Origin of the sequence: Rudaeicoccus suwonensis (genome assembly GCF_007829035.1) — a bacterium.
GTDB classification, from domain to species: domain Bacteria; phylum Actinomycetota; class Actinomycetes; order Actinomycetales; family Dermatophilaceae; genus Rudaeicoccus; species Rudaeicoccus suwonensis.
This window is the reverse complement of the sequence record NZ_VIVQ01000006.1, coordinates 1-24,392: the sequence shown is the minus strand read 5'-3', so window position 1 is coordinate 24,392 and position 24,392 is coordinate 1. Positions and strand designations below refer to the sequence as shown.

Below are 24,392 nucleotides of genomic sequence, written 5' to 3'. Positions count from 1 at the left end.
GGGACGCACCGGCATACAGAACGGGTCAGCCGACATACGAAACCAACTGACACACAACGGAATTTCGACTCAGACTTTTAAGCTGTAACGAAGGAAGGCATAACGTGCTGGACGTCAACTTCTTCGACGAACTGCGTATCGGCCTGGCCACCGCGGAGGACATCCGCCAGTGGAGCCACGGCGAGGTGAAGAAGCCCGAGACCATCAACTACCGCACCCTCAAGCCGGAGAAGGACGGCCTCTTCTGCGAGAAGATCTTCGGACCGACCCGCGACTGGGAGTGCTACTGCGGCAAGTACAAGCGCGTCCGCTTCAAGGGCATCATCTGTGAGCGCTGCGGCGTCGAGGTGACCCGCAGCAGCGTGCGTCGCGAGCGTATGGGCCACATCGAGCTCGCCGCGCCGGTCACCCACATCTGGTACTTCAAGGGTGTCCCGTCCCGCCTGGGTTACCTGCTCGACCTTGCCCCGAAGGACCTCGAGAAGGTCATCTACTTCGCGGCCTACATGATCACCTCGGTCGACACCGACCAGCGTCACAAGGACCTGCCCTCGCTCGAGGCGCAGATCGAGGTCGAGAAGAAGGAACTCGAGAACTCCCGCGACAACGACGTCAACGTCCGCGCCGCCAAGCTCGAGGCCGACCTGGCCGAGCTGGAGAAGGAGGGCGCCAAGGCTGACGTCCGCCGCAAGGTGCGCGAGTCCGCCGAGCGCGAGATGAACCAGATCCGCAAGCGCGCCGATCAGCAGATCGAGCGCTTGGAGCAGGTCTGGGACCGCTTCAAGAACCTCAAGGTCCAGGACCTCGAGGGCGACGAGGTGCTCTACCGCGAGATGCGTGACCGTTTCGGTCTGTACTTCGAGGGCGGCATGGGTGCGCAGGCGCTGCAGAAGCGTCTGCAGACCTTCGACCTCGACGCCGAGGCCGAGTTGCTGCGCGAGATCATCGCCACCGGCAAGGGCCAGCGCAAGACCCGGGCGCTGAAGCGTCTGCGGGTCGTGACGGCCTTCCAGCAGACCAAGAACCACCCCGAGGGCATGGTTCTGGACTGCGTGCCGGTCATCCCGCCGGACCTGCGTCCGATGGTGCAGCTCGACGGTGGCCGCTTCGCGACCTCCGACCTGAACGACCTCTACCGTCGCGTCATCAACCGCAACAACCGCCTGAAGCGACTGCTCGACCTCGGCGCCCCCGAGATCATCGTCAACAACGAGAAGCGCATGTTGCAGGAGGCTGTCGACAGCCTCTTCGACAACGGCCGTCGTGGTCGCCCGGTCACGGGCCCCGGCAACCGTCCGCTGAAGTCGCTGTCCGACATGCTCAAGGGCAAGCAGGGCCGCTTCCGCCAGAACCTGCTCGGCAAGCGCGTCGACTACTCCGGCCGTTCGGTCATCGTCGTCGGTCCGCAGCTGAAGCTGCACCAGTGCGGTCTGCCCAAGCAGATGGCGCTGGAGCTGTTCAAGCCGTTCGTGATGAAGCGCCTGGTCGACCTCGACCACGCGCAGAACATCAAGTCCGCCAAGCGGATGGTCGAGCGTGCTCGTCCGGTCGTGTGGGACGTCCTCGAAGAGGTCATCACCGAGCACCCGGTGCTGCTGAACCGCGCACCCACGCTGCACCGCCTCGGCATCCAGGCCTTCGAACCGCAACTGGTCGAGGGCAAGGCGATCCAGATCCACCCGCTGGTCTGCACCGCCTTCAACGCCGACTTCGACGGTGACCAGATGGCGGTCCACGTGCCGCTGTCCACCGAGGCGCAGGCCGAGGCCCGCATCCTGATGCTGTCCTCGAACAACGTGCTGAAGCCGGCCGACGGCCGACCGGTCACGATGCCGAGCCAGGACATGATCACCGGCCTGTACTTCCTCACCAGCCAGTTCGGGGTGGCCGAGGTCGCCGAGGGCAAGCTGCGCTCGTTCTCGTCCCCGGCCGAGGCTCGTATGGCGTTCGACCGTGGCGAGATCAAGTTGGGCTCGCTGGTCAGCATGCGCCTGACCGAGCAGGTTCCGCCCGCCGGTTTCGAAGCACCTGAGGGTGTCGAGGCCGACGAGCTTGGTCGCCTGGCGACCTTCCAGCTCGACACCACCCTTGGTCGGGTGCTGTTCAACCAGACGTTGCCGGAGGACTACCCGTTCCTCAACAAGGACATCGACAAGAAGGCGTTGTCCGCAGTGGTCAACGACCTGGCCGAGCGGTATCCCAAGGTGCAGGTCGCGGCGTCGCTGGACGCGTTGAAGGAAGCCGGTTTCTACTGGGCGACCCGGTCCGGTTGCACCGTCGCGATCAGCGACGTGCAGACGCCGTCCCGCAAGTGGGAGATCCTGGCCGGCCACGAAGACAAGGCCGCCAAGATCCAGAGCCAGTTCGACCGTGGTCTGATCACCGACGACGAGCGCCGTCAGGAGCTTGTCGAGATCTGGACGCAGGCGACCAACGAGGTCGCCACCGAGATGCAGCACAACTTCGACCCGATGAACCCCATCTACCGGATGGTGTCCTCGGGCGCAGGTGGTAACTGGTTCCAGGTGCGTCAGATCGCCGGTGCGCGCGGCCTCATGGCCAACCCGAAGGGCGAGATCATCCCGCGTCCGATCAAGGCCAACTTCCGAGAGGGCCTGTCGGTGCTGGAGTTCTTCATCTCCACGCACGGTGCGCGAAAGGGTCTGGCGGACACCGCACTTCGTACCGCTGACTCGGGCTACCTGACCCGTCGTCTGGTCGACGTGTCGCAGGACGTCATCATCCGCGAGGACAACTGCGGCACCGACCGCGGTCTGACCCTGCCGATCGCCCAGGTCGGCAGCAACGGCGAACTCGTCGAGGACGACAACGTCGAGACCTCGGTCTACGCCCGCAACCTCGCGGTCGACGTGGAGGTCGACGGTGTCGTGCTGGCCGCAGCCGGTTCCGACCTCGGTGACGTCAACCTCGACAAGCTGCTCGCCGCAGGCGTGCGGGAGGTCAAGGTCCGCTCGGTGCTCACCTGTGAGTCCCGCGTCGGCACCTGCGCGATGTGCTACGGCCGTTCGTTGGCCACCGGCAAGCTCGTCGACATCGGTGAAGCAGTCGGCATCATCGCGGCCCAGTCCATCGGTGAGCCTGGCACGCAGTTGACGATGCGCACGTTCCACACCGGTGGTGCTGCGGGTGACGACATCACCCAGGGTCTGCCGCGTGTGGTGGAGCTCTTCGAAGCGCGTACGCCCAAGGGTGTCGCGCCGATCGCCGAGGCCGCCGGCCGCGTGCAGATCGAGGAGACCGACAAGACGCGCCGCATCCTGCTCACCCCGGACGACGGCTCCGAGGAGCACGCCTACCCGGTGAGCAAGCGCGGTCGTCTGCTGGTCGCCGACGGGGAGCACGTCGAGGTCGGCACGCTGCTCGTGCAGGGTGCCATCGACCCCAAGCAGGTGTTGCGTATCCAGGGCGCGCGCGATGTGCAGAAGCACCTCGTCGACGAGGTCCAGAACGTCTACCGCCAGCAGGGTGTGTCGATCCACGACAAGCACATCGAAGTCATCGTCCGTCAGATGCTGCGTCGCGTGACCATCATCGAGGCCGGCGACACCGACCTGCTGCCCGGCGAACTGGCCGAGCGTGGCCGGTTCGAGGACGCCTCGCGTCGGGCACTGGCGGAAGGTGGCCGCCCGGCATCGGGTCGCCCCGAGCTGATGGGTATCACCAAGGCGTCGCTCGCAACCGACTCGTGGCTGTCGGCGGCCTCCTTCCAGGAGACCACCCGCGTGCTCACCGAGGCTGCGATGCACGCCAAGAGCGACCCGCTGCTCGGCCTGAAGGAGAACGTCATCCTCGGTAAGTTGATCCCCGCCGGGACCGGCCTGCCGCGCTACCGCAACGTCAAGGTGGAGCCCACCGAGGAAGCCAAGGCTGCCTTGTACGCCCTGCCGGACTACCAGCCCTACGACTACCCGGTCTTCGGCCCGGGTTCGGGTGAGGCCGTCCGCCTGGACGACGCCTCGCTGGGCTTCGAGTCCTGACACGCGGCACCTAGAGATCGGCCCCGGCCACGCGAAAGCGTGGCCGGGGCCGATCTCATTCATCCGGCCGAGTTCGTCGACGCACACGGAGTTCACCCGTCCCCTGTGGGGCGCATGGCGTGCTGTCCGCCGACGAAGTGTGCGAGGGGTCGACTCTCAGCATCGTGCGGTCACGGGCGGAACCGGACGCGGGTGTCGCTGCCCGGAGAGCGGTATGGGTTTGTATGGCGGTGCCGTGGTAGCACCGCCATACAAGTGCTTACGGCTTGTTGAGTTGCCAGGCCGACGCGTCGGGGTCGGAGAACCGCAAGGTCGCGTACGGCGCGAGGGTCGCAGCGTGCGGCATGGTGTTCTCCATGTAGATCCACCGCACACCCTGGTTCCACAATTCCCGTTGCGCAGCCGCGGTAGGGGTGATGTAGAAGTCGTCGTTCAACGCAAGAAGCTGCGGCTTCCAGTAGTTGAGGAACACCGAGTCGCGACCGTGCGGTGCGATATCGGTGGCCTCCGGCGTCGCAGTCCAGCCCTCGATGAACGACTGTCGCTCGGTGAACGCGGTCACCAGCCAGCGCCGGTTGTCGCAGTGGTTCGGTGCGATCGGCGTTGTGCAGTGACGATTGGTCATCACCAGGTCCTCCACACCGGAGTGCGCACGGATGTAGCGTGCAGCCGCAAGTTCGCCGTTGCTCACAGCATCGACCTGGTTCAGCCCGATGGGCTTGGGTATCGCGACGACGGGGTCGTGTTTGTAGGACTTGATGAAGGCGAAGGGTCCGGCCAGCAGCACGATGGCGGCAACGGTGGCGACGGCTGTGGGTATGCGGCGGGACGGGTTCAGCGCGCCGGCGATCACTCCGCCGATCAGGGCGATCGCCACCCCGACCAGCACGATCTCCATCGCATGCCGGAACTCGCCATGGTGCACCATGCCACCGGTCAGGCGAGCCGGGCCGGTGAAGAACAGCGCACCGCCGACGATGCCGATCCCCAGGATCACGAGGCGTCCGCGCTTCGACAGCGCGTGGTACAGCCGTTGCGCGCCGAGCGCTGAGCCGATCGCAGCCATCGGAATCGCGGTCGCCTGGAAGTAGTACTGACTCGCGCCCGGGTGGTAGAACAACGCGACGGCAGAGGACCCGGCGATCGTTCCGCCGATGAGGACCCACGTCATCGGGTCCTTGCGGTCGTCGCGTCGGAAGGGCAGCACGAAGGCGAACAACGACCGCGTCATACCGGTGCCGGCCGCCAGGGCGAGTGCCGCGATCTGCACCTTGGCCGACGACGCGCCACCGAGGGCCCCCGCCAGGAACGTCTGGGTGGCGGCTTCCGGCGGGTTGAGCGTCAGCCCCGCGGCTGACCCGTGGAAGACGACGATCATGGTCGCGCCGAGTGAGACACCGATGATCAGGATGTCGATGATCACCGGCAACAGCATCTTGCGGTTCCACATGAGCATCGCGAGGATCGCAAGACCCAGACCGGCGACCACCACCGGCGAGGTGGATCCCTTGGTGCCGGTAGCGATGATGGTCAGGACGGGAACCAGAACCACTGCACCGGGGAGCGTCTGCCCACGCCAGCGCATCGCAAGAACGCTCAGCAACGCCATCAGGGTCGGGATGCCCATCCCCAGCGTCGGTGACAGCGGAGTGAGCGGGAGGGCCATGGTCGGTATGGCGAACGGGTTTCCGGAGGCGAACACGGTCGAGCCGATGACACCGACCAGGGCCACCACGGGGCTACCGGACAACCGCAGCCCCAGCATCCCGATCGTCACGACGGCGACAATCGGCAGGATGGCCGGCATGAAGCGCATCAGCACCTGATCGAGGCCCACGTTCGAGGTAGCTGTGACGTGCGCGATCCAGGCATGCGCGAACCACTGATATCCCAGGGTTGCGCCCTTGACCGTGGGCCACTCCACCGGGCCGCGGGTGAGGAGCTCGGACGCAAGAGCAAGGTGCAGGTAGGTGTCGACGTATGGCGCGCCGGGGCCGCCGCTCCACGACAGGCGGTTGGTGCGGCAGTAGTTGATGAGGGGGGCAAGGAAGACCGCCGAACTCAGGGCGATTCCGACCCCGAGCCACCAGGGCAACGGCGACCAGCGTGCCTCCCGGATACGGTGCCGAGTCACCGGCACTGCCAGCAGCACCGCGGCCAGCACCAGCGGCAGAACGATCGCCGGGATACGGCTGTGCATGAGCCCGGCGACCACCTGTACGGGCACCGCGACGCACACGCCCATGGCGAAGCCCATACCGAGATCTTCCAGCAGCCACCCGTCGCGCGGCCGAATGGAACGCCAGATCAACACGCCCGGGAAGACCTGGGTGACCAGGACAGCGAGAGTGGCGAGCACCGCATGGGAGAACGGCAAGCCGGCGGCAATGACATACCCGAGGAAAAACAGGAGCGCAGTCAGCACCGCGACATTGGCGACGCTGCCGGACATCCGCCGGAAGATCGTGGGATGGTGTGCCACAGGATGGGACGCGGTCGTGGTCGACACAGATTCCTCGGTTCGGCTTGGTGGATGGCCGTCCGGCAGTGTATTTGACTGTCCCCGAGTTAGCTGAACGCCTCGCGGTCCGACGGTGTTACTGTCAGCGCCACCTCAGGTGTCGTGACATCGCCCGTCTCCGATCAGCACGCTCATCGATCAAACCGCTCGTCGGCTGGTTGCCCGCCGCCGCTACCCCAGGAAAGTGCGCATGATTCAGGACAAGACAGTTGCCGTGGTGCTTCCGACATACAACGAGAAGGACAGCATCGCCGCCTGCATCCGCGCGTTCGAGGAGATCTCGGAAGTCGACGAGATCATCGTCGTCAACAACAACGCGGCGGACGGAACCTCCGAGGAGGTCGCCGGCACCAGTGCTCGTGAGGTGATCGAGACCACCCAGGGGTATGGCGCTGCAATCCAGCGCGGATTGCGGGAAGCGAAGACCGACCTCATCGTCGTGTGCGAGCCGGATGGCACGTTCGATCCGGACGACCTGCGCAAGTTGCTCGCGTTCATGCCCGAGTGCGATCTGGTGGTGGGTTCCCGGACGGTGAACACCTTCATCTGGGACGGCGCGAACATGGGGTGGTTCCTGCGCTGGGGCAACTGGGCCGTCGCCAAGATGATCGAGGTGATGTACAACACCTCCTGTTTGTCGGATGTCGGCTGCACGTTCCGGGTGATGACCCGTCAGCAGGCCGACGAGATCCTGGCTCGCTCCACCCTCGACGGTTCGGCCTATGGGCTGGAGATGCTCCTCATCAGCGTCATCACCCGGGCGCGAATGGTGCAGGTCCCGGTCAACTACCGGCCGCGCGTGGGGGAGTCGTCGGTGACCGGGGATCTGCGCAAGACCATTCCACTCGGTCTGGAGATGATGGGGATGACCGGCCGGATGTGGCTGAAACGCGACAAGATCCGCGGCGCGCGCTGACCGGTCAGCGACGACCGGAGATGAACACCAAGCGCTTGTAGCCCCAGAACCGGAACACTGTCGCCAGGCCAAGGCCGACGACATTGGCCGAGATGTTGTCGTTCAACTGGCTGGTCAGCCCGAGCGCGTAGTGCGAGAACCAGAGGCAGGCCAGCGCGATGCCGATGCCGACGAGGCTCACGATGGTGAACATCGCGAATTCGTGGTGCAGCTCGTCGCGACGTTCATGGCGGAAGACCCAGTACCGGTTGCCCAGCCACGCGACGATCACTCCGAGTGTGCTCGATATCAGCTTCGCGCCCAGCACATAGCTGTACAGGGGGCCGTGACCGTCTGATCCGGCATACCGCAGCAGGTTGAACCCGCCGACGTCGACCAGGAAGCCGACCCCGCCGATCGCGGCAAAACGACTGAGTTGCGGGGCGACCCGACGCAATCGCTGCGGAAAGGAAAGTACTGCGGTCGCGTCGGCTTGCACAACGCAGAACGGTAACAGCGGGCCTGCTTGATTCAGCGCTCGTTCGCAAACGCCACGCCCGGCATCGTCGTGCCTCAGGCCGACGCGACCGGCCGGCGATCCCTGCTGTGGCGGCATCGCACCAGTGGCACCAGCAGGTCGGCGACCATCAGGGCGCCGACGGCGAAGGACACGACCGTCGCGGCCACGAAGAACCGTGGCTGATAGGCGAAGGTCACGTCATACCTGCCGGCCGGCACCGCCACGCGCTGGTAGTAACCCGCAGGCGGAACCGCGACCGTATGACGTGACCCGTCGATCGTCACGCTCCAGCCCGGTGTGGCGATGGTGCGCCGCGTCAGCGTCGTGGCCTCCGGGCAGTCGAGGGCGACCACGTTGAAGGTGCGGGGCGTCACGGTGCACGCGCTCGAGGCGGTCGAGAACACCGGACCCGCCTTGGGGTCCTGCCAGATCTCGACGGTGGCGTCCTGGTAGACGCGGGACAGCCCGGCGCGCGTCAGGATCGCCTCACTGGCGCGGTCACGTCGCAGGACGACGTACTTCACGCTCGCCGAGCGGTACGACGACTGCTTCTGCACGTAGGCCGTCAGCATGCCGCGCTGGTTCACCAAGCCGCCGTAGGGGCCGAACCAGTAGGACCGGAACGAGTGGCTGGTCGCACGAGCCGCTGCCGTGCCGGGCCTCGGGGCGAGCTCGGCGATGAGATCGGACATCTTCGACGGCACCGGCAGATCGTTGACGTTGAGCTGAGCCAGACCGTAGTACGTGCCGTAGTTCGGCTGGATGGGACCGGCCGTGATGAAGCGTGCGGTGCCGAGGTTGTCCTGCAGGTAGCGCACCGGCCCGGTGTTGACGGGGCTGCTCGGGCTCGCCGACAGTTGGGGGATGGCGTAGGTGCCCGCGCCGTCGAGTATGACGATGACTGCGGCGATCGTCGCGAGCAGCCTCGCCCGCCGCGGCTGGTGTCGCAAGGCGAACAAAACCGCGGCGAGCCCACCGCACGCCAGCGCGGTCCAGGCGACGACCGTGGCGGTCCAGGTGGGATCGGTCAGGAACCCGCGGCGATCGGCGTATACGACGGAGGCGAGCAGATAGCCGGCGACCACGACGACCGCCGCGATGGCCGCGGCCCGGCGGACACGGGCGCGGCGCAGATCGTCGATGCCGAACGCGACGCAGATGACCACGGCGAACTCGATGATCCCGATGCCGTACTTGGCCACCAGGGTCTCCCGCAGGCCGGGCGTGATGTTGAAGACGGCCTTGACCGGGTGGACCCCGAACATGTTCAGCACCAGCGCGGCGACGATCACGCCGAGCACCAACTGCAGTCCGCGACGGCGCCGTCCCAGAAAGCCGACGAGTCCGACCAGCACCGCAGGCAGGGTCAGGTATCCGGCCATCCCGCCGAAGACGGCATTGTTCATCGGGCCCACGCCATACGGCAGCGCGAAGGCGGTGACCTTGCGGAACGAATACGAGAAGTCGTTCGTGGCGCCCACGTGGTAGGCGACGTCGGCGAAATCGAGGAAGGCCTTGAACGCGACGAGCACGGGCGCGGCGATCAGCAGTCCCAGCACACCGCCGCCGCACAACAGCGCGGTGAACCGTCGCCGCCCGGACCGCAGACCGACGAAGCGCAACACAGCCCATCCGAGGATGAACAGCCCCTCCATATAAGCGGTTTCGGGGAATCCCGCAAAGATCATGAATGCCACGGCCCACGCTGTCACCCAGAGGCCCGCGCGAGATCGACGGCCGTCACGGGCGCCCTCGGCGATCAGTTCGACGCCCCAGAGTGCGACCGGCAGGAAGGCCAGCGGAGCGAACGGGGCGTTCTGCATCACCGAGAACGTGCCGTTGACGGCGAACAGGCAGGCTCCGGTGGTCGCGGCGACCCAGGACAACCGGAGTGACCGCAGGAACATCAGCGTTCCGAAGCCCGCGACCAACTCGAGCAGGACCTGCATGAGGAACAACCCGTTGGGCAGAGCCTGCACCAGAACGAACGGCAGGAAGAACGCGGCGGACTGCATCTCACCGGCGAGAGGCTGGCCGAGACCCTCGAAGTTCGTCCACAACGGGACGTGGCCGTGCAGCCAGGTCTGTGCGGCGTAGTGGCCGAGGGCCTGGGCGGTCCAGCCCTGGTTGCCGTCGAGGGTGTGCGCTCCGGCGGAGAACCCCTTGCCCGGTGATCCGAGGCCGGAGAAGTACAACAACGCGTCGTTGCTGCGGATGCCGAGCAGGAAGACCGCATTCGCCAGGAGCACGACAACGGTCACGCAGGCGAACGAGCGGAAGCTGTGACTGCGGATCAGCCGGGCGAACGGTGAATCATGGCCCCCGGACTGCGCATTCACGCCGCAGACCATAACAGGGCAGCAGCAACGTCCCGTGGGAGTTGATCGGCGCGCTCAGACCCGGACGTCGGTGGCTCTGCGCCGGCGCAGCAGGATGACGACAGCGACGTCGACGACCATCACGACCACGACCACCAGGGAGGCGATGGTGGCGGTTTCGAAGAATGCCGGACGGTAATCGAAGGTCACCGTGGAGGTGCCGGCCGGGACGGTCACCTGCTGGTAGAGCCTGTTCGGAGTTGCGCTCAGTGACAACGACCGTCCGTCGGTTGTCGCTGTCCATCCGGGAGCCGTCAGGCTGCGGCGCACGAGTGTTGCCGGGCGGGTGCAGTCCAGACGCACCGACGATGGTGCCTGCGCCAGGATGCGGCAGTCGGCGCCGGAGGTGGAGTAGAGGCTGTCGGCGCGAGGGTCCTCGAAGATGTTCGTCTTGCTGTCCTGATAGACCAACCGCAGACCGTAGCGCGCTGCCTGTTTCGTCGAGGCGACGCCGGGGGCGGTCACGACATACCTCACCGCGGCCTGTCGGAACGCACTCTGCCGCTGGCCGTATGCCGTGAGCAGTTCCTGCTGCTGCGAGATGTCGGGGTCGAAGGGCACCAGTTGGTATGCCGCAAACTGATCGGCCACCTGCGCACGGGTGGATGTCCCCTTCGCAGGGCGCAAGGTGCCCATCACGAAGGTCGCGTATTTTTGCGGCACCGGCAGGTCGTTGGCGTTCAGTTGCGCGATCTGCCAATAGGACCCGTAGTTGGGCTGGATCGGCCCGAGCGTGTAGAAGCGCGAGGCGCCCAGGTGCTGCTGCAGGTAGCGCACCGAACCCAGATCGACACTCGTGCGCGAACTGGCAGCGAGCTGGGGCACGACATAGGTGCCGGCACAGTCCGCGACGACGACCACCATCGCGATTGCGGACAGCACGGCGGCTCGGCCGGCCACACCCGATCGCAGAGTCACCAGCCCGAGCACGATCAGGCCGAGCACCGTCCAGCCGATCACGATCGCCGACCATGACCAGTTCTTCAACAGGCCCTCGTGGTGCAGGTATCCCAGATTGACGAGCAGGTAGCCGGCGACGAGCACCAGCGCGACGATCGCTGACCGGCGCCGGACGCGGGAGTGCAGCAGATCGTCGACGCCGAACGCGGCGAGGATCACCACCGCGAATTCGATCAGGGCCAGCCCGTACTTGTAGATCAGGATGCTGCGCAGGCCGGGCGTGGCGTCCAGCACGACCTTGACCGGCTCGAACCCGAACATGTTCAGCAGCAGCACCGCGAGGATCGCGGCGAGCAGGATCTTGACCGAGCGAGCGCGCTGCCCGGCAAACCCGATGATCGCCATGAAAGCGGCCGGGAGCGTCAGGTAGCCGGCCTGCAGACCGAAGACCGGGTTGCCCGGGCCGCCGGAGCCGAACGGCAACAACAGCGAGCTGACCTGGCGCAACGGATACGACAACGAGTTGACGGCGTCTCCATGGTAGGCGAGATAGCCGAATCCGAGGAAGTCCTTGAAGCACACCAGGATCGGCGCTGCGATCGCCAGCCCTGCAAGCGCACTGACCGCGCCCCAGACGAGTGCCGACCGACGGTGTCCCGGTATGGCGATGAGGCGGACCAGCAACCACAACGCGACGAAGACGCCTTCGAGCAGGGCGGTCTCAGGGAAGCCCGCGAAGAGCATGAACGCAATTGCGAGCGCAGTGAACCACAGCCCGGCGCGTGGACGACGCCCGCTGCGGGCCGCCCCGATCAGCAGCTCGACACCCCACAGCGCCATCGGCAGGAAGGCGATCGGGTTGAACGGCGCGTTCGTCATCACCGCGAAGGTGCCGTTCAGTCCGAACAGGCACCCGCCGCACACCGCTGCGACCCACGACAGTTTGAGCGTGCGCAGGAACCCCAACGTGCTCAACCCCGCGACGAGTTCGAGAGCCACATGCATCAGGAAGACGCCGTTGGGCAGCAACTGCAAGAAGATGAACGGCACGAAGAGCGCGGCCGACTGCATCTCACCGGCGAGCGGCTGACCCAGACCCTCGAAGGTGTTCCACAGCGGCACGTGACCGTGTGCCCAGGACTCGGCTGCCAGCCGCCCGAGAGCCTGCGCGGTCCAGCCGTCGTTGGGATCGATCGTGTGCTTGCCGGCGAGGATCCCCCGCGCGGCGGTGCCGAGTCCGCTGCTGTAGATGATCGGGTCGTTGTTGCGAATCTGCAGCAGATACAACGCGTTTCCGAGCAGTATGACGAGCAGCACGGATGCCACAGACGCCACCGGGCGAGAACGCAGGACCGAAACGAACCTGCGGATGGTGGTTCGGCCGTGACCGGGATCCTGGCCGGCTGCGATGGAGCTCACGAGTTGGTGGGGCGGTCCGGGCGAGCCACGGACGGCAGGCGCAGGTAGCTCAGTCGCGCGCTCTCACGCCGTTGCCGTTGGATGCCGTTCAGCACCAACCCGACGACGAAGCTCATGATCCCGGCGAGCATGACGCCTGTCGCCAACACCGCGGTCGGAAGTCGCGGCACCGCGTGGGTCTCGGCATACGTGAAGAACAGAGGTATGCCGAGAATGACGGCAACGACCATGAAGAACGCGCCGATGGTGGAGAACAGCGCCAGCGGGCGCTCGTGCTGCAGCAGGCTCCCGATCAGCCGCAGGATGCGGAAACCGTCGTGGTAGGTCCGCAGTTTGGATTCGCTGCCCTCGGGGCGGTCCTTGAATCCGACGGGCACCTCCACCTGCGGGAGTCGCAGATTGACCGCGTGCACGGTGAGCTCGGTCTCGATCTCGAACTCTCGTGACAGTGCCGGGAACGACTTCACGAATCGACGGGAAAACACCCGGTAGCCCGAGAGCATGTCGGTGACGTCCTCACCGAACAGGTGGCTGATCAGCCTGTTGAACATCCGGTTTCCGGCCTCGTGGCCCGGTCGGTATGCCGACTCGTCGGACTCCTCGGTCCGCACGCCGAGAACGTGGTCGTAGGGGCCGGACAGCAGCGTCTCGATCATGAGCGGGGCTGCGGATGCGTCATACGTGTCGTCGCCGTCGATGAGCAGATAGATGTCCGCATCGATGTCGGCGAATGCGCGGCGGACGACGTTGCCCTTGCCTTTGCGCGTCTCGGTGCGCACGATTGCTCCGGCTGCGGCCGCAACTTCGGCGGTGCGGTCGTTGGAGTTGTTGTCGTAGACGTAGACGGTGATGTCGTCGACCGCCGCGAGCAGGTCGGTCACCACTTGGGGGACGGCGACTTCTTCGTTGTAGCACGGGACGATCGCGGCGATGATCAAACCGTCGAACCCCGTTCCGGCGGTTGCTGCATTCACGCCGCGGAGGTTATCAGGGCAAACAGTGCGCTCTTTCGGCGTTCGCTGGATGGCGACAGGCTGCGGAAGGCGCTGGTGTCAGGGTCGGTTCAGCCGCCAAACGGACGCTGCGGGGTTGTCGTATTCGAGGACCGCATAACCGCGCAGGTCGACCCCTGGCGTTGTCAAAGCGTCGACGTAGATCCAGCGAACACCTCGCTGCCACAGTTCGCGTGCTGCCGCCTCGGTCGGAGACGTGTAGAAGCCGTCGTTCAGGCGCAGCAGAGGCTGATCGAAGAACGGCGCCGTCAGTGAGGTGCTGCCGCGCACGTACCTCGCGGTGATCGTCGGGGAGTAGCCCCACCCTTCGACCAGCACCTGCCGCCCGCTGTATGCCGACACCAGGAACCAGCGGCTGTCGCACATCCCATGCACCGGTCGGGGTGTCGTGCAATGGCGATTCGTCATCACCACCGCGTCCGGCGCGGAGTGTGCCCCGATGTACATCGCCGCGTCGAGCTGCCCCTGGGTCACTGCGCCCTCGGAAGTGGGTGAGACCGGGCCGAATTTCGCGACACCGGACTGCCACAGACCCACGACCGTCGAGGGAACCCCGGTGCCGAGCAGGACGGCCATCGTCCCGAAGGCCACGAGTTGCCGACGCCGGGTCGGCGACGACAGGGCCACGGCGACCCCGCCAGTGAGGCAGATGAGCGCGCCGATCAACAACACCAGGTAGGGACCTGCGCTGTGCCCGTGCTGTATGGCGATGAGTCGGACCGGCACGGCATAGGCCAGAACGGACGCGATCGCCACGACCAGGAGGGCTGTCCCGGTCTGCGGCCACCGTCGCTCGCGCAGCCAGATGAAGGCTCCTGCTCCACTGAGCACCGCGGCCAGCGGGATCGCCTGGATCCGGAAGTAGTTCTGGCTGACTCCGGGTTGCACGAACAGCGCCGGGCCGAACGCCCCGGCCACGGCGCCACCGAGCAGCACCCAGACCACCGGGTCTGCGCGACCGAGCAGGTGGTCGCGTCGCATCAGCAGGGGGAGGCCGAGCACGGCTTTACTGATACCCCAGAACACCATGACCACGCCGCCCGCGACGAGCAGCCAGAAGGAGTGAGTGCCGCCGATCGCGGCGATCGGCCAACTGCTCTGCAAGGCCTGCGGCGGATCGAAGGTCAGGGCATCGGTCGAGCCGTTGAAGATCACCTTGATCGAGATCAGCAACCCCGCCGCCACGCAGGCGGTGTCGACCAGCAGTGGGCGCAGCATCCGGCGATTCCACAGCAGCGCCGCGACGGCTGCCAGGGCGAGTCCTGCCACCAGGAGCGGGGTGGCCGATCCTTTGGCGCCGGCGGCCACGATGGCAAAGACGCACAGAGCAACAGCGCCGCCCCACCGTCGGTCGCCGCGCAGGCGGATCGTGACGAGGGACGCCAAGGCCATGAGTGCCACCAGGCTCGGCGCGAGCGTCGGCGAGAGAGGGGTCAACGGAGCAGCGACCCGGCCGGTGTTCCACAGATCCACATAGCCGCCCCACATGGCGATGAGCGCCGATGCGCCTGCCGCAAACGCGCTGCCGGTCATGCGCAGCGCGACCGCGGCGATCGCGGCGACCGCCACGACCGGCAGAAAGGCCGGGGCGAAGCGCAGCACGACGTCCGTCGCTGAGACGTTCGCAACCGATGACAGTTGAGCCATCCAGGCGTGCGCGAACCAGTGGTAGTCGAACGACTCACCGGCGATCATCGGCCAGTTGACCGGTCCGCGGAAGCGCAACTCGTTGGTCATGGCGATCTGGAAGTACTGATCGACGTGCGGTTTCCCGGCGGTGCCGACGGGCCAGTGCAGCTTGTTCTGGCGGAAGAAGCTGAACAGGTCGCGGCCCGTGGCCGCCGCACCCACGACGATCAGCGCACTGAGCCACCGCGGGGTGGGCGACCAGCGCGCGGCCAGGATCCGCGCACGCGTCGACCGCACTCCCAGCAGAATCGCGGTGGTCACCAGGGGGATCGCCGCGCTGAGGACGGCGCTGTCCGCCAGACCTCCGACCACCTGGGCCGGAATGCTGAGGGCGAACCCGCACGCGAATCCGCACGCGAGATCTTCCATCAACCAGCCGTGAGAGGGTCGCAGACAGCGCCAGATCAGGACACCGGGCAGCCACTGCACCACGACCGCGACGACGCCGAGGCGCACGAGTGCCGCAAACGGGAGGCCGGTGACGACCGCGTACCCGCAGAATGTCATCAGCACCGCGAGCACGCTGAACGCGAGCCACGCATCGGGCGACCATCGCCGTGGCGAGAGCACCCCACCGCGTGCACCGTCGCGCAGCGGGCCGTCGGACTCGGCGGTCTGATGCGACACTGGTGAACGGCCTTCGGTATCAGCGGGAGCATGGTCGAGCGCGGTTCACGGGCCCGGCTCGGATCGTATTACGGGCACCTCGCGCAGGCCGGTGGCTCCCGCATCTGCCACGTCGTCGTCCAAGTCGCTCAGAGCTCCGGAACCCTGCGCTGGCCGATTTTGCGGCTCTGTGTACGGCCGGTAGACTTGAGGATCGTGCGTGGGCTCTGCCCTGCCCGCCAGTCCGATCCACGTGAGCGGAGGCGTGGCACCAGACCACCACACGCTCTCGCCGGGCAGTCACGAGCATGCCGGCCGGTCGACATCGACAGGTTCATTTCGTGGAAGTGCGGGGGAGGGCGCCGGTGCGACACTCCCGACCGCGGGGGTCGAGACCCCGGACAATCCCAAGGAGTTGCGCAGCGGCGTCGAAACCGTTGCCAACGATGCAGATTCGACCAGTTACGGAGACAGTAGGTTGCCTACAATCAACCAGCTCGTCCGCAAGGGTCGGCAGGACAAGACCAGCAAGGTCTCGACGCCGGCTCTGAAGGGCAGCCCCCAGCGACGCGGTGTGTGCACCCGCGTCTACACCACCACACCCAAGAAGCCGAACTCCGCGCTGCGCAAGGTCGCTCGCGTGAAGCTCACCTCGGGCATCGAGGTCACGGCATACATCCCGGGCGTCGGCCACAACCTGCAGGAGCACTCGATCGTGCTCGTGCGTGGCGGTCGTGTGAGGGACCTGCCGGGTGTGCGTTACAAGATCATCCGCGGCTCGCTCGACACCCAGGGTGTCAAGGGCCGTCAGCAGTCCCGTTCCCGTTACGGCGCGAAGAAGGAGAAGAAGTAATGCCTCGCAAGGGCCCCGCTCCGAAGCGCCCCCTGGTCGTCGACCCGGTCTACGGCTCCCCGCTGGTCACTCAGCTGGTCAACAAGATTCTGCTCGACGGCAAGAAGTCCATCGCCGAGCGCATCGTCTACGGCGCCCTCGAGGGTTGCCGTGAGAAGACCGGCACCGACCCGGTCGTCACGCTGAAGCGCGCGCTGGACAACGTCAAGCCGAGCCTCGAGGTCAAGAGCCGCCGTGTCGGTGGCGCGACCTATCAGGTGCCGATCGAGGTCAAGCCGGGCCGCGCGACGACCTTGTCGCTGCGGTGGCTGGTCGGCTACTCGCGTCAGCGTCGTGAGAAGACGATGACCGAGCGCCTCATGAACGAGATCCTCGACGCGAGCAACGGCCTCGGTGCCGCTGTGAAGCGCCGCGAAGACACCCACAAGATGGCCGAGTCCAACCGGGCCTTCGCACACTACCGCTGGTGATCGCCGGGTCGCGCGGGTAAGGGTGTCGTTGCGACATCGCCCGCGTGCCCGACTCCCACAGCGCTGTATGTCGCAGCCGACTGTCTCCGGGCAGCCGGTTGCGACATACAGCACAGGCACGACGAAGCACCTTTTAAGAAACACGACGAGTTCGACGACTGCGAGACGAGGCAGAGACCGTGGCACAGGACGTGCTGACCGACCTGAAAAAGGTCCGCAACATCGGCATCATGGCGCACATCGATGCCGGTAAGACCACGACGACCGAGCGCATCCTCTTCTACACCGGTGTGAACCACAAGATCGGTGAGACCCACGACGGTGCCTCCACGACCGACTGGATGGAGCAGGAGAAGGAGCGGGGCATCACCATCACCTCCGCTGCTGTCACCAGCTTCTGGAACAACAACCAGATCAACATCATCGACACCCCCGGCCACGTCGACTTCACCGTCGAGGTGGAGCGCTCGCTGCGCGTGCTCGATGGCGCCGTCGCCGTCTTCGACGGCAAGGAAGGCGTCGAGCCGCAGTCCGAGACCGTGTGGCGTCAGGCTGACAAGTACGACGTCCCCCGTATCGCGTTCGTCAACAAGATGGACAAGATGGGCGCCGACTTCTACTTCACCGTGCAGACGGTCAAAGACCGCCTGGGCGCCGAGCCGCTCGTGCTGCAGTTGCCGATCGGTGCCGAGTCCGACTTCGTCGGCGTCGTCGACCTGGTCGAGATGCGCGCGCTGGTGTGGCCCGGTGACGCCAAGGGTGACGTGACCATGGGCGCGAAGTACGAGATCCAGGAGATCCCGGCCGATCTGGTCGACAAGGCCAACGAGTACCGCCAGGCACTCGTCGAGCGTGTCGCCGAGGCCGACGACGCGCTGATGGAGAAGTACCTCGAAGGTGCCGAGCTCACGGTCGCCGAGCTCAAGGCCGGCATCCGCAAGCTGACGGTCAACTCCGAGCTCTACCCGATTCTGTGTGGCTCGGCGTTCAAGAACCGCGGTGTGCAGCCGATGCTCGACGCGGTCGTCGACTTCCTGCCCTCCCCGTTGGATGTCCCCCCGATGATCGGCCACAAGCCGAACGACGAGGACGCCGAGATCACCCGCGCGCCGAGTGCTGACGAGCCGTTCTCGGCGCTGGCGTTCAAGGTCGCCGCGCACCCGTTCTTCGGGACGCTGACCTTCATCCGCGTCTACTCCGGCCGTATCGCCGCGGGTAGCCCGGTCGCCAACTCGACCAAGGGCAAGAAGGAGCGCGTCGGCAAGCTCTTCCAGATGCACGCCAACAAGGAGAACCCGGTCGACGAGGCTGTCGCCGGTCACATCTACGCGGCCATCGGTCTGAAGGACACCACGACCGGCGACACGCTGTGTGACCCCAACGACCAGATCGTTCTGGAGTCCATGTCGTTCCCGGAGCCGGTCATCCACGTGGCGATCGAGCCCAAGACCAAGGGCGACCAGGAGAAGCTGTCGACCGCGATCCAGAAGCTCGCCCAGGAGGACCCGACCTTCTCGGTGCACCTGGACGAGGAGACCGGCCAGACCGTCATCGGCGGTATGGGCGAGTTGCACCTGGACATCCTGGTGGACCGCATGAAGCGCGAGTTCAAGGTCGAGGCAAACGTCGGCGCCCCGCAGGTCGCCTACCGCGAGACGATCCGTCGCGCCGTCGAGAAGTACGACTACACCCACAAGAAGCAGACCGGTGGTTCCGGCCAGTTCGCGAAGGTGCAGTTGTCGATCGAGCCGCTGACGACCGACGAGGGCGAGCTCTACGAGTTCGAGAACAAGGTCACCGGTGGTCGCGTGCCGCGCGAGTACATCCCCTCGGTCGACCAGGGCATCCAGGAAGCCATGCAGCTCGGCATCCTGGCCGGGTACCCGCTGGTCGGCGTCAAGGCGACGCTGCTCGACGGTGCCTACCACGACGTCGACTCCTCGGAAATGGCGTTCAAGATCGCCGGTTCGATGGCGCTGAAGGAGATGGCCCGCAAGGCCGACCCGGCGCTGCTCGAGCCGATGATGGCCGTCGAGGTGCGCACCCCTGAGGACTACATGGGTGACGTGATCGGCGACCTCAACTCCCGCCGTGGCCAGATCCAGGCCATGGAGGACATCAGCGGTGCCAAGGTCGTGCGAGCGGTCGTGCCGTTGTCCGAAATGTTCGGGTATGTCGGTGACCTGCGTTCCAAGACGCAGGGTCGCGCCAACTACACGATGCAGTTCGACTCCTACGCCGAGGTTCCCCGGAACGTCGCGGAGGAGATCATCAAGAAGATCCGGGGCGAGTGATTCGATTGGCCGTCATCCCTGCATATGTGTTTGGATGACGGCCGCGAGTCAGCCCGGTTTAAAGAAGCAATTCAATGAAACCGACGCCGCCCCGGCGTCAGCAATTCGTCCTTGAAGGAGGACCTCAAAGTGGCTAAGGCCAAGTTCGAGCGGACCAAGCCGCACGTCAACATCGGCACCATCGGTCACATCGACCACGGTAAGACGACGCTGACGGCAGCCATCTCCAAGGTGCTGCACGACAAGTACCCGGACCTGAACCCGCAGTTCGCGTTCGATGACATCGACAAGGCTCCTGAAGAGAAGCAGCGCGGTATCACGATCTCGATCGCGCACATCGAGTACCAGACCGAGAAGCGTCACTACGCGCACGTCGACTGCCCCGGTCACGCTGACTACGTCAAGAACATGATCACCGGTGCGGCGCAGATGGACGGCGCCATCCTGGTTGTGGCTGCGACCGATGGTCCGATGCCGCAGACCAAGGAGCACGTGCTCCTGGCTCGCCAGGTGGGCGTTCCCTACATCGTCGTCGCGCTGAACAAGGCCGACATGGTCGACGATGAAGAAATCATGGAACTGGTCGAGATGGAGGTCCGCGAACTGCTGTCCTCCTACGACTTCCCGGGCGACGACCTGCCGGTCGTCAAGGTCTCGGCGCTGAAGGCGCTCGAGGGCGACGAGAAGTGGGGCCAGACGGTCCTCGAGCTCATGGACGCCGTGGATGACAACATCCCGGAGCCGGAGCGCGAGATCGACAAACCGTTCCTGATGCCCGTCGAGGACGTCTTCACGATCACCGGTCGCGGCACCGTCGTCACCGGTCGTATCGAGCGCGGCATTCTGAACGTCAACGAGGAAATCGAGATCGTCGGTATCCACGACGGCCCGCCGGCCAAGACCACGGTCACCGGCATCGAGATGTTCCGCAAGCTGCTCGACGAGGGTCGCGCCGGTGAGAACGTCGGTCTGCTCCTGCGTGGCACCAAGCGTGAGGACGTCGAGCGCGGTCAGGTCATCGTGAAGCCGGGTTCGATCACCCCGCACACGGACTTCGAAGGTCAGGTCTACATCCTGTCCAAGGACGAGGGTGGCCGTCACACGCCGTTCTACGACAACTACCGTCCGCAGTTCTACTTCCGCACCACCGACGTGACCGGCGTCGTGCACCTCCCCGAGGGCACCGAGATGGTCATGCCGGGCGACAACACCGACATGACGGTGGAGCTGATTCAGCCCATCGCCATGGAGGAGGGCCTGAAGTTCGCGATCCGTGAGGGTGGCCGCACCGTCGGTGCAGGCCGCGTCACCAAGATCATCAAGTGAACTGACGGCTTCCGCTAGGAAGTCAGCTTGATCCGAAGGGCCTCGGCGCCGCGACAGCGGGGCTGAGGCCCTTCGTCATACCTGGGGTTGCCGTGACTCGTGCATCGGACGGGGCGCAGTCGGTGGAGTTATACAAGGACCCTTGTGTATGACGCAGGGTGCCGCGAGGCTTGACGGCATGCCACGCAGAACCGCCGCAGAGCGGCACACCGACTCCGCCCCCGCCGACGATCTGGTATGGCCACCCGAGGGCACCGCACTTGTCGACGCGCTCGTCGCCCTGCACCACCCTGTCCGCCGTCGGTTGTACGAGATGTTGACCCAGGACGATCCGACGACGGTGGGCGTACTCGCGGCGTGTCTGGGTGTGGCGCCGGGATCGGTCAGCCATCACCTCAAGGTGCTGCACAGGGCCGGCTTCGTGGAGCCGGCTCCTGAGTTGGCACGCGACACCCGCGAGTCGTGGTGGCGCGGGCTGCGTCGCCGGCTGTCGTGGTCGACGAGAGCGTATGCCGAGGGATCCGGTGCCCGCGCTGTGGCAGAACTCGCGGAGTGGGCGAACCTGGACCATCACACTCGGGCGGTCACCGCGTGGATCAGTGGGCGGGAGAACCTGCCACCGGAATGGCGTGATCTCGGACTCAGCGACGACAACCTGGTCCGGGCGACGCCGGAGCAGTTCGGCGAACTTTCCGAGCGTTTGCAGCAGGTGACGCAAGAGTGGTCCGATGCCGTGCGCGAGGATGCGCAACTGAATCCGGAGGCGCCCAGGCGCTCGGTGCGCGTTCTCGTCAGAGCGTTTCCGAGCGAGCCGGGCGGCACGTCGTGACCGGCCCCGGTGCGACGTCGACCTCGTCGGATTCAGAAGTGGTCGAGCTACGCCGAGATCGCGGGGGGTCTCTCGAAGAAATGCGTGGCCGCGAAGTCAGTGAACCCGACGTCGACGAAGCTGACGTCAACGAACCCGACGTAGATGATCCCAGGGCCATCGGATCAGAGCCCACCGGATCAGGGGCCGATGGGCCAGAACTCATCGGCAATGAACCCCCCGCCCTGGGCCGTGACCGCGTCATACAGGGCTATCTGCTGGCGAGTGTTGTCTCCAACTGCGGAGACACGGTTTTCACGATCGGCCTGGCGTGGACGGCAGTGCACCTGCTGTCGCCGGTGCTCGCCGGTCTCGTCGTCGGGGTGGACATGCTGCCCCAGGCGGCGCTGACCCTGGCCGGTGGTGTCATCGCCGACAGATTCGACACCCGGCGAGTCATGTTGCTCGGTCTTGCCCTGCGCGTGGGAGTGCTTGCTGCGGCACTTGTCGCCTGGTGCGGCGGATTCCATTCTGGCGTGGTGCTTTTCGCGGTCGCCATCGGATTCGGCACCGCCAGCGGCCTCAGTGCCCCGGCGTCAGCGACGCTGGTGCGGCAACTGGTGCAGGCTGACGACCTGGTCACTGTCGGCGGGTGGTTCCAGGTCGGCAGTCGGCTGTCCCGGTTGATGGGTGCGCCGCTGGGAGCCGGAATCGTCGCAGCAGGGGGTATGGCCGGTTCGATGACCGTGGATGCGGTCAGTTTCGTCGGAGTCGCAATCGTGCTGATCTTCGTCGTACGTCCTCGCTTCCGGTTGCAGAAGGCCGGCCACGAGCCGTGGCGCAAGACGCTCGGGGAGGGGCTGCGCTACATCTGGAGCACCCCGGTGACGCGCACCTTCGTGCTCGGACTCGCCGCGCTCAACGTGTTCGTGTCTCCGGTCGAAGCGCTGGGTGTCGCCTTGCGGGTGTCTCACTCCGGATGGGGTTCCTCATGGCTGGGCATCGCCGAGGCGACCCTCGCCTGCGGCGCGATCGGCGGCAGCATCCTCGGCATCAGATGGCAGGGTCAATTCCTGGCGCGGCGGGCGTTCTGGACCCTGGTCACCCAAGGTGTGGGTCTGGGCCTGGTGGGTGTGGATCTTCGCGCGACGCTGGTAATCGGAATGCTCCTGATCGGCGTCACCTCCGGTCTCGCCTCGGTGTGGCTGAGCGGGTGCTTCCTGCGCGTCGTCGCCCCGAGTCACCTGGGCAGGGTGTCCTCCGTCAGTCAGCTCGGCGACCTGCTGTTGATCCCGGTGATGACACCCGTCTTCGGCGCGCTCGCCGGACATGCGTCCGTGACGACGGCGACACTGGTCTTCGGGGCCTGTATGTCGGTGCTGTGTCTGACGTTCGTGCTCCGGCCGGAGATCAGCGGTCTGCGCTGACGCAGGTACGGCCTATGAGCGTGTCGCCCGAAACAACCACGGGGTCACCAGTTGCAGAGCCGCGGCCACGTCGGACTGGAGGCGTTTTGCGTCTGGAATCTGTTGTGGAACAGGTGAGTTCGGCAGGAATACGGGATTGCCCAATGCCACGTAGAAGCTGCGCAGTGAGCGCATCGTGTTCGAGGCTGCTGGTGGCACTGGTCCCGGAGAGCCGCCGACGATCATGGCGGCGTCTGCGCCGTCGGCGACGGATCGCGCACAGCCCGCGACCGCCCCACAGGCCACTCACAACCCAATGACACTCGTCTCGGAAGATCTTCTGCAGAAAACCACCACGGCTCTCCACATTGTTGGCAGGATGCCCGTAGCCGGGCATGGAGCCAGGCCATTCAGAAGGGGAGTCCTTTCACAATGCGCCATACAACTCGTCTGATCGCGCTGACCGCCACCGGCGGCCTCGCGATCGCCTTCGCCGGTGTCGGCGCGGGCACCGCGCACGCGGCCAGCAGCGGCCGCGACGTCGTCAACGCGACACCGACCTGGACGTCGCACGCTCTCAAGCGTGGCGCCGTCGCGGCCGGTCAGCAGCACACTTTCAGCATCGTTCTCAACATGCGCAACGAGGCCGGTGCCGAGGCGCTTGCCAATGCTGTGTCCGACCCGTCAAGCCCGTCCTACGGTAAGTACGTCACGGCGGCCAAGTGGCGTTCGGAGTTCGCTCCGACCAATCAGCAGGTCAGCCAGGTCAGCGGATGGCTGCGGAGTCAGGGCATCAAAGTCCTGTCCACCCCGGCCAACCATCGCTACCTGCAGGTGATGGCGACGACGTCTGAGATCAACAGCGCGTTCCACACGACGATGTCGACGTATTCTCTCGATGGCGCCGCACAGACTGCACCGAACTCGACTCTGACTGTGCCGCAGTCGATTTCGTCACTTGTCGCCGGTGTGGTCGGGCTGGACTCGACGCAGAAGGCGACGCCGACGTCCACGACCGGGGTCACCAGCACTGCTCAGTTGCGGACCGGTTCGAGCACCGTCGCCCCGGCCAAAGCGACATCAGACACCACGCTGCCCGGCCCTCCGGCAGCCTTCGTGAACGCCGGTCCGTGCTCGGCGTACTACGGTCAGAAGAAGGCTTCCACGCTGCCGAAGCTGGTGCAGAACCCGATGAGCTACGCGGTCTGCGGTTACAAGCCCGCACAGATCCGCGGCGCCTACGGCGTCGACAGTGAACTGCAGCAGGGATACGACGGGCGTGGTGTCACGGTCGCC

At 65.9% G+C, this 24,392-nt stretch carries 15 protein-coding genes; 9 read left to right on the top strand and 6 right to left on the bottom strand.

Translation table 11 applies throughout. The features are described from left to right. Positions 1 to 104 precede the first annotated feature (104 nt). Entirely contained in the window at positions 105 to 3,998 is a 3,894-nt protein-coding gene (locus BKA23_RS17045; RefSeq protein WP_145230742.1) for a DNA-directed RNA polymerase subunit beta', read from the top strand. Positions 3,999 to 4,257: 259 nt separating this feature from the next. Here the strand turns inward: BKA23_RS17045 and BKA23_RS17040 are convergent, their stop codons facing one another. Next, on the bottom strand, positions 4,258 to 6,450 hold the full coding sequence (locus BKA23_RS17040; protein WP_145230740.1) for a hypothetical protein: 2,193 nt from the start codon (positions 6,448 to 6,450) through the stop codon (positions 4,258 to 4,260). Between the two features lie 259 nt (positions 6,451 to 6,709). Here BKA23_RS17040 and BKA23_RS17035 point away from each other — a divergent pair, with 259 nt between their 5' ends. Continuing rightward, positions 6,710 to 7,435 (top strand): glycosyltransferase family 2 protein, encoded by a 726-nt coding sequence (locus tag BKA23_RS17035; RefSeq protein WP_145230738.1) that lies wholly within the window; start codon positions 6,710 to 6,712, stop codon positions 7,433 to 7,435. 4 nt (positions 7,436 to 7,439) lie between these two features. Here the strand turns inward: BKA23_RS17035 and BKA23_RS17030 are convergent, their stop codons facing one another. From BKA23_RS17030 to BKA23_RS17010, 5 genes are all read right to left on the bottom strand, one after another. Beyond that, positions 7,440 to 7,913, bottom strand: coding sequence for a GtrA family protein (locus BKA23_RS17030; RefSeq protein ID WP_211841782.1), 474 nt, complete (start codon positions 7,911 to 7,913; stop codon positions 7,440 to 7,442). A 74-nt stretch (positions 7,914 to 7,987) separates the two neighbouring features. Next, the gene (locus BKA23_RS17025) at positions 7,988 to 10,273 is read right to left on the bottom strand and encodes a glycosyltransferase family protein (protein WP_170226690.1); all 2,286 of its coding nucleotides are present in this window, start codon (positions 10,271 to 10,273) and stop codon (positions 7,988 to 7,990) included. Positions 10,274 to 10,327: 54 nt separating this feature from the next. Continuing rightward, the gene (locus BKA23_RS17020; protein WP_145230733.1) at positions 10,328 to 12,538 is read right to left on the bottom strand and encodes a hypothetical protein; all 2,211 of its coding nucleotides are present in this window, start codon (positions 12,536 to 12,538) and stop codon (positions 10,328 to 10,330) included. Between the two features lie 89 nt (positions 12,539 to 12,627). Next, the gene (locus tag BKA23_RS17015) at positions 12,628 to 13,605 is read right to left on the bottom strand and encodes a glycosyltransferase (RefSeq protein ID WP_246104716.1); all 978 of its coding nucleotides are present in this window, start codon (positions 13,603 to 13,605) and stop codon (positions 12,628 to 12,630) included. Positions 13,606 to 13,683: 78 nt separating this feature from the next. Further along, on the bottom strand, positions 13,684 to 15,960 hold the full coding sequence (locus tag BKA23_RS17010) for a hypothetical protein (protein WP_145230731.1): 2,277 nt from the start codon (positions 15,958 to 15,960) through the stop codon (positions 13,684 to 13,686). Between the two features lie 457 nt (positions 15,961 to 16,417). Between BKA23_RS17010 and rpsL the strand changes: the two genes are divergently transcribed. From rpsL to BKA23_RS16975, 7 genes are all read left to right on the top strand, one after another. Continuing rightward, positions 16,418 to 16,792, top strand: coding sequence for a 30S ribosomal protein S12 (rpsL, locus tag BKA23_RS17005; protein ID WP_145230845.1), 375 nt, complete (start codon positions 16,418 to 16,420; stop codon positions 16,790 to 16,792). Next, positions 16,792 to 17,262 carry a 30S ribosomal protein S7 gene (rpsG, locus tag BKA23_RS17000; RefSeq protein WP_145230728.1) on the top strand — a complete coding sequence of 157 codons (471 nt, stop codon included), beginning with the start codon at positions 16,792 to 16,794 and terminating at the stop codon, positions 17,260 to 17,262. Before rpsL ends, rpsG begins: the two co-directional genes overlap by 1 nt. A gap of 179 nt (positions 17,263 to 17,441) precedes the next feature. After that, positions 17,442 to 19,556, top strand: a complete 2,115-nt coding sequence (gene fusA / locus BKA23_RS16995; RefSeq protein WP_145230726.1) for an elongation factor G — start codon at positions 17,442 to 17,444, stop codon at positions 19,554 to 19,556. 129 nt (positions 19,557 to 19,685) lie between these two features. Further along, a complete protein-coding gene (gene tuf / locus BKA23_RS16990; protein WP_145230724.1) occupies positions 19,686 to 20,882 on the top strand; it encodes an elongation factor Tu in 1,197 nt (398 codons plus the stop codon). A gap of 178 nt (positions 20,883 to 21,060) precedes the next feature. Further along, positions 21,061 to 21,711 (top strand): ArsR/SmtB family transcription factor, encoded by a 651-nt coding sequence (locus BKA23_RS16985; protein WP_170226687.1) that lies wholly within the window; start codon positions 21,061 to 21,063, stop codon positions 21,709 to 21,711. Between the two features lie 80 nt (positions 21,712 to 21,791). After that, entirely contained in the window at positions 21,792 to 23,117 is a 1,326-nt protein-coding gene (locus tag BKA23_RS16980) for an MFS transporter (protein ID WP_145230720.1), read from the top strand. A 411-nt stretch (positions 23,118 to 23,528) separates the two neighbouring features. After that, positions 23,529 to 24,392: protease pro-enzyme activation domain-containing protein (locus BKA23_RS16975; protein WP_211841781.1), on the top strand; the 864-nt coding region annotated here is incomplete at its 3' end.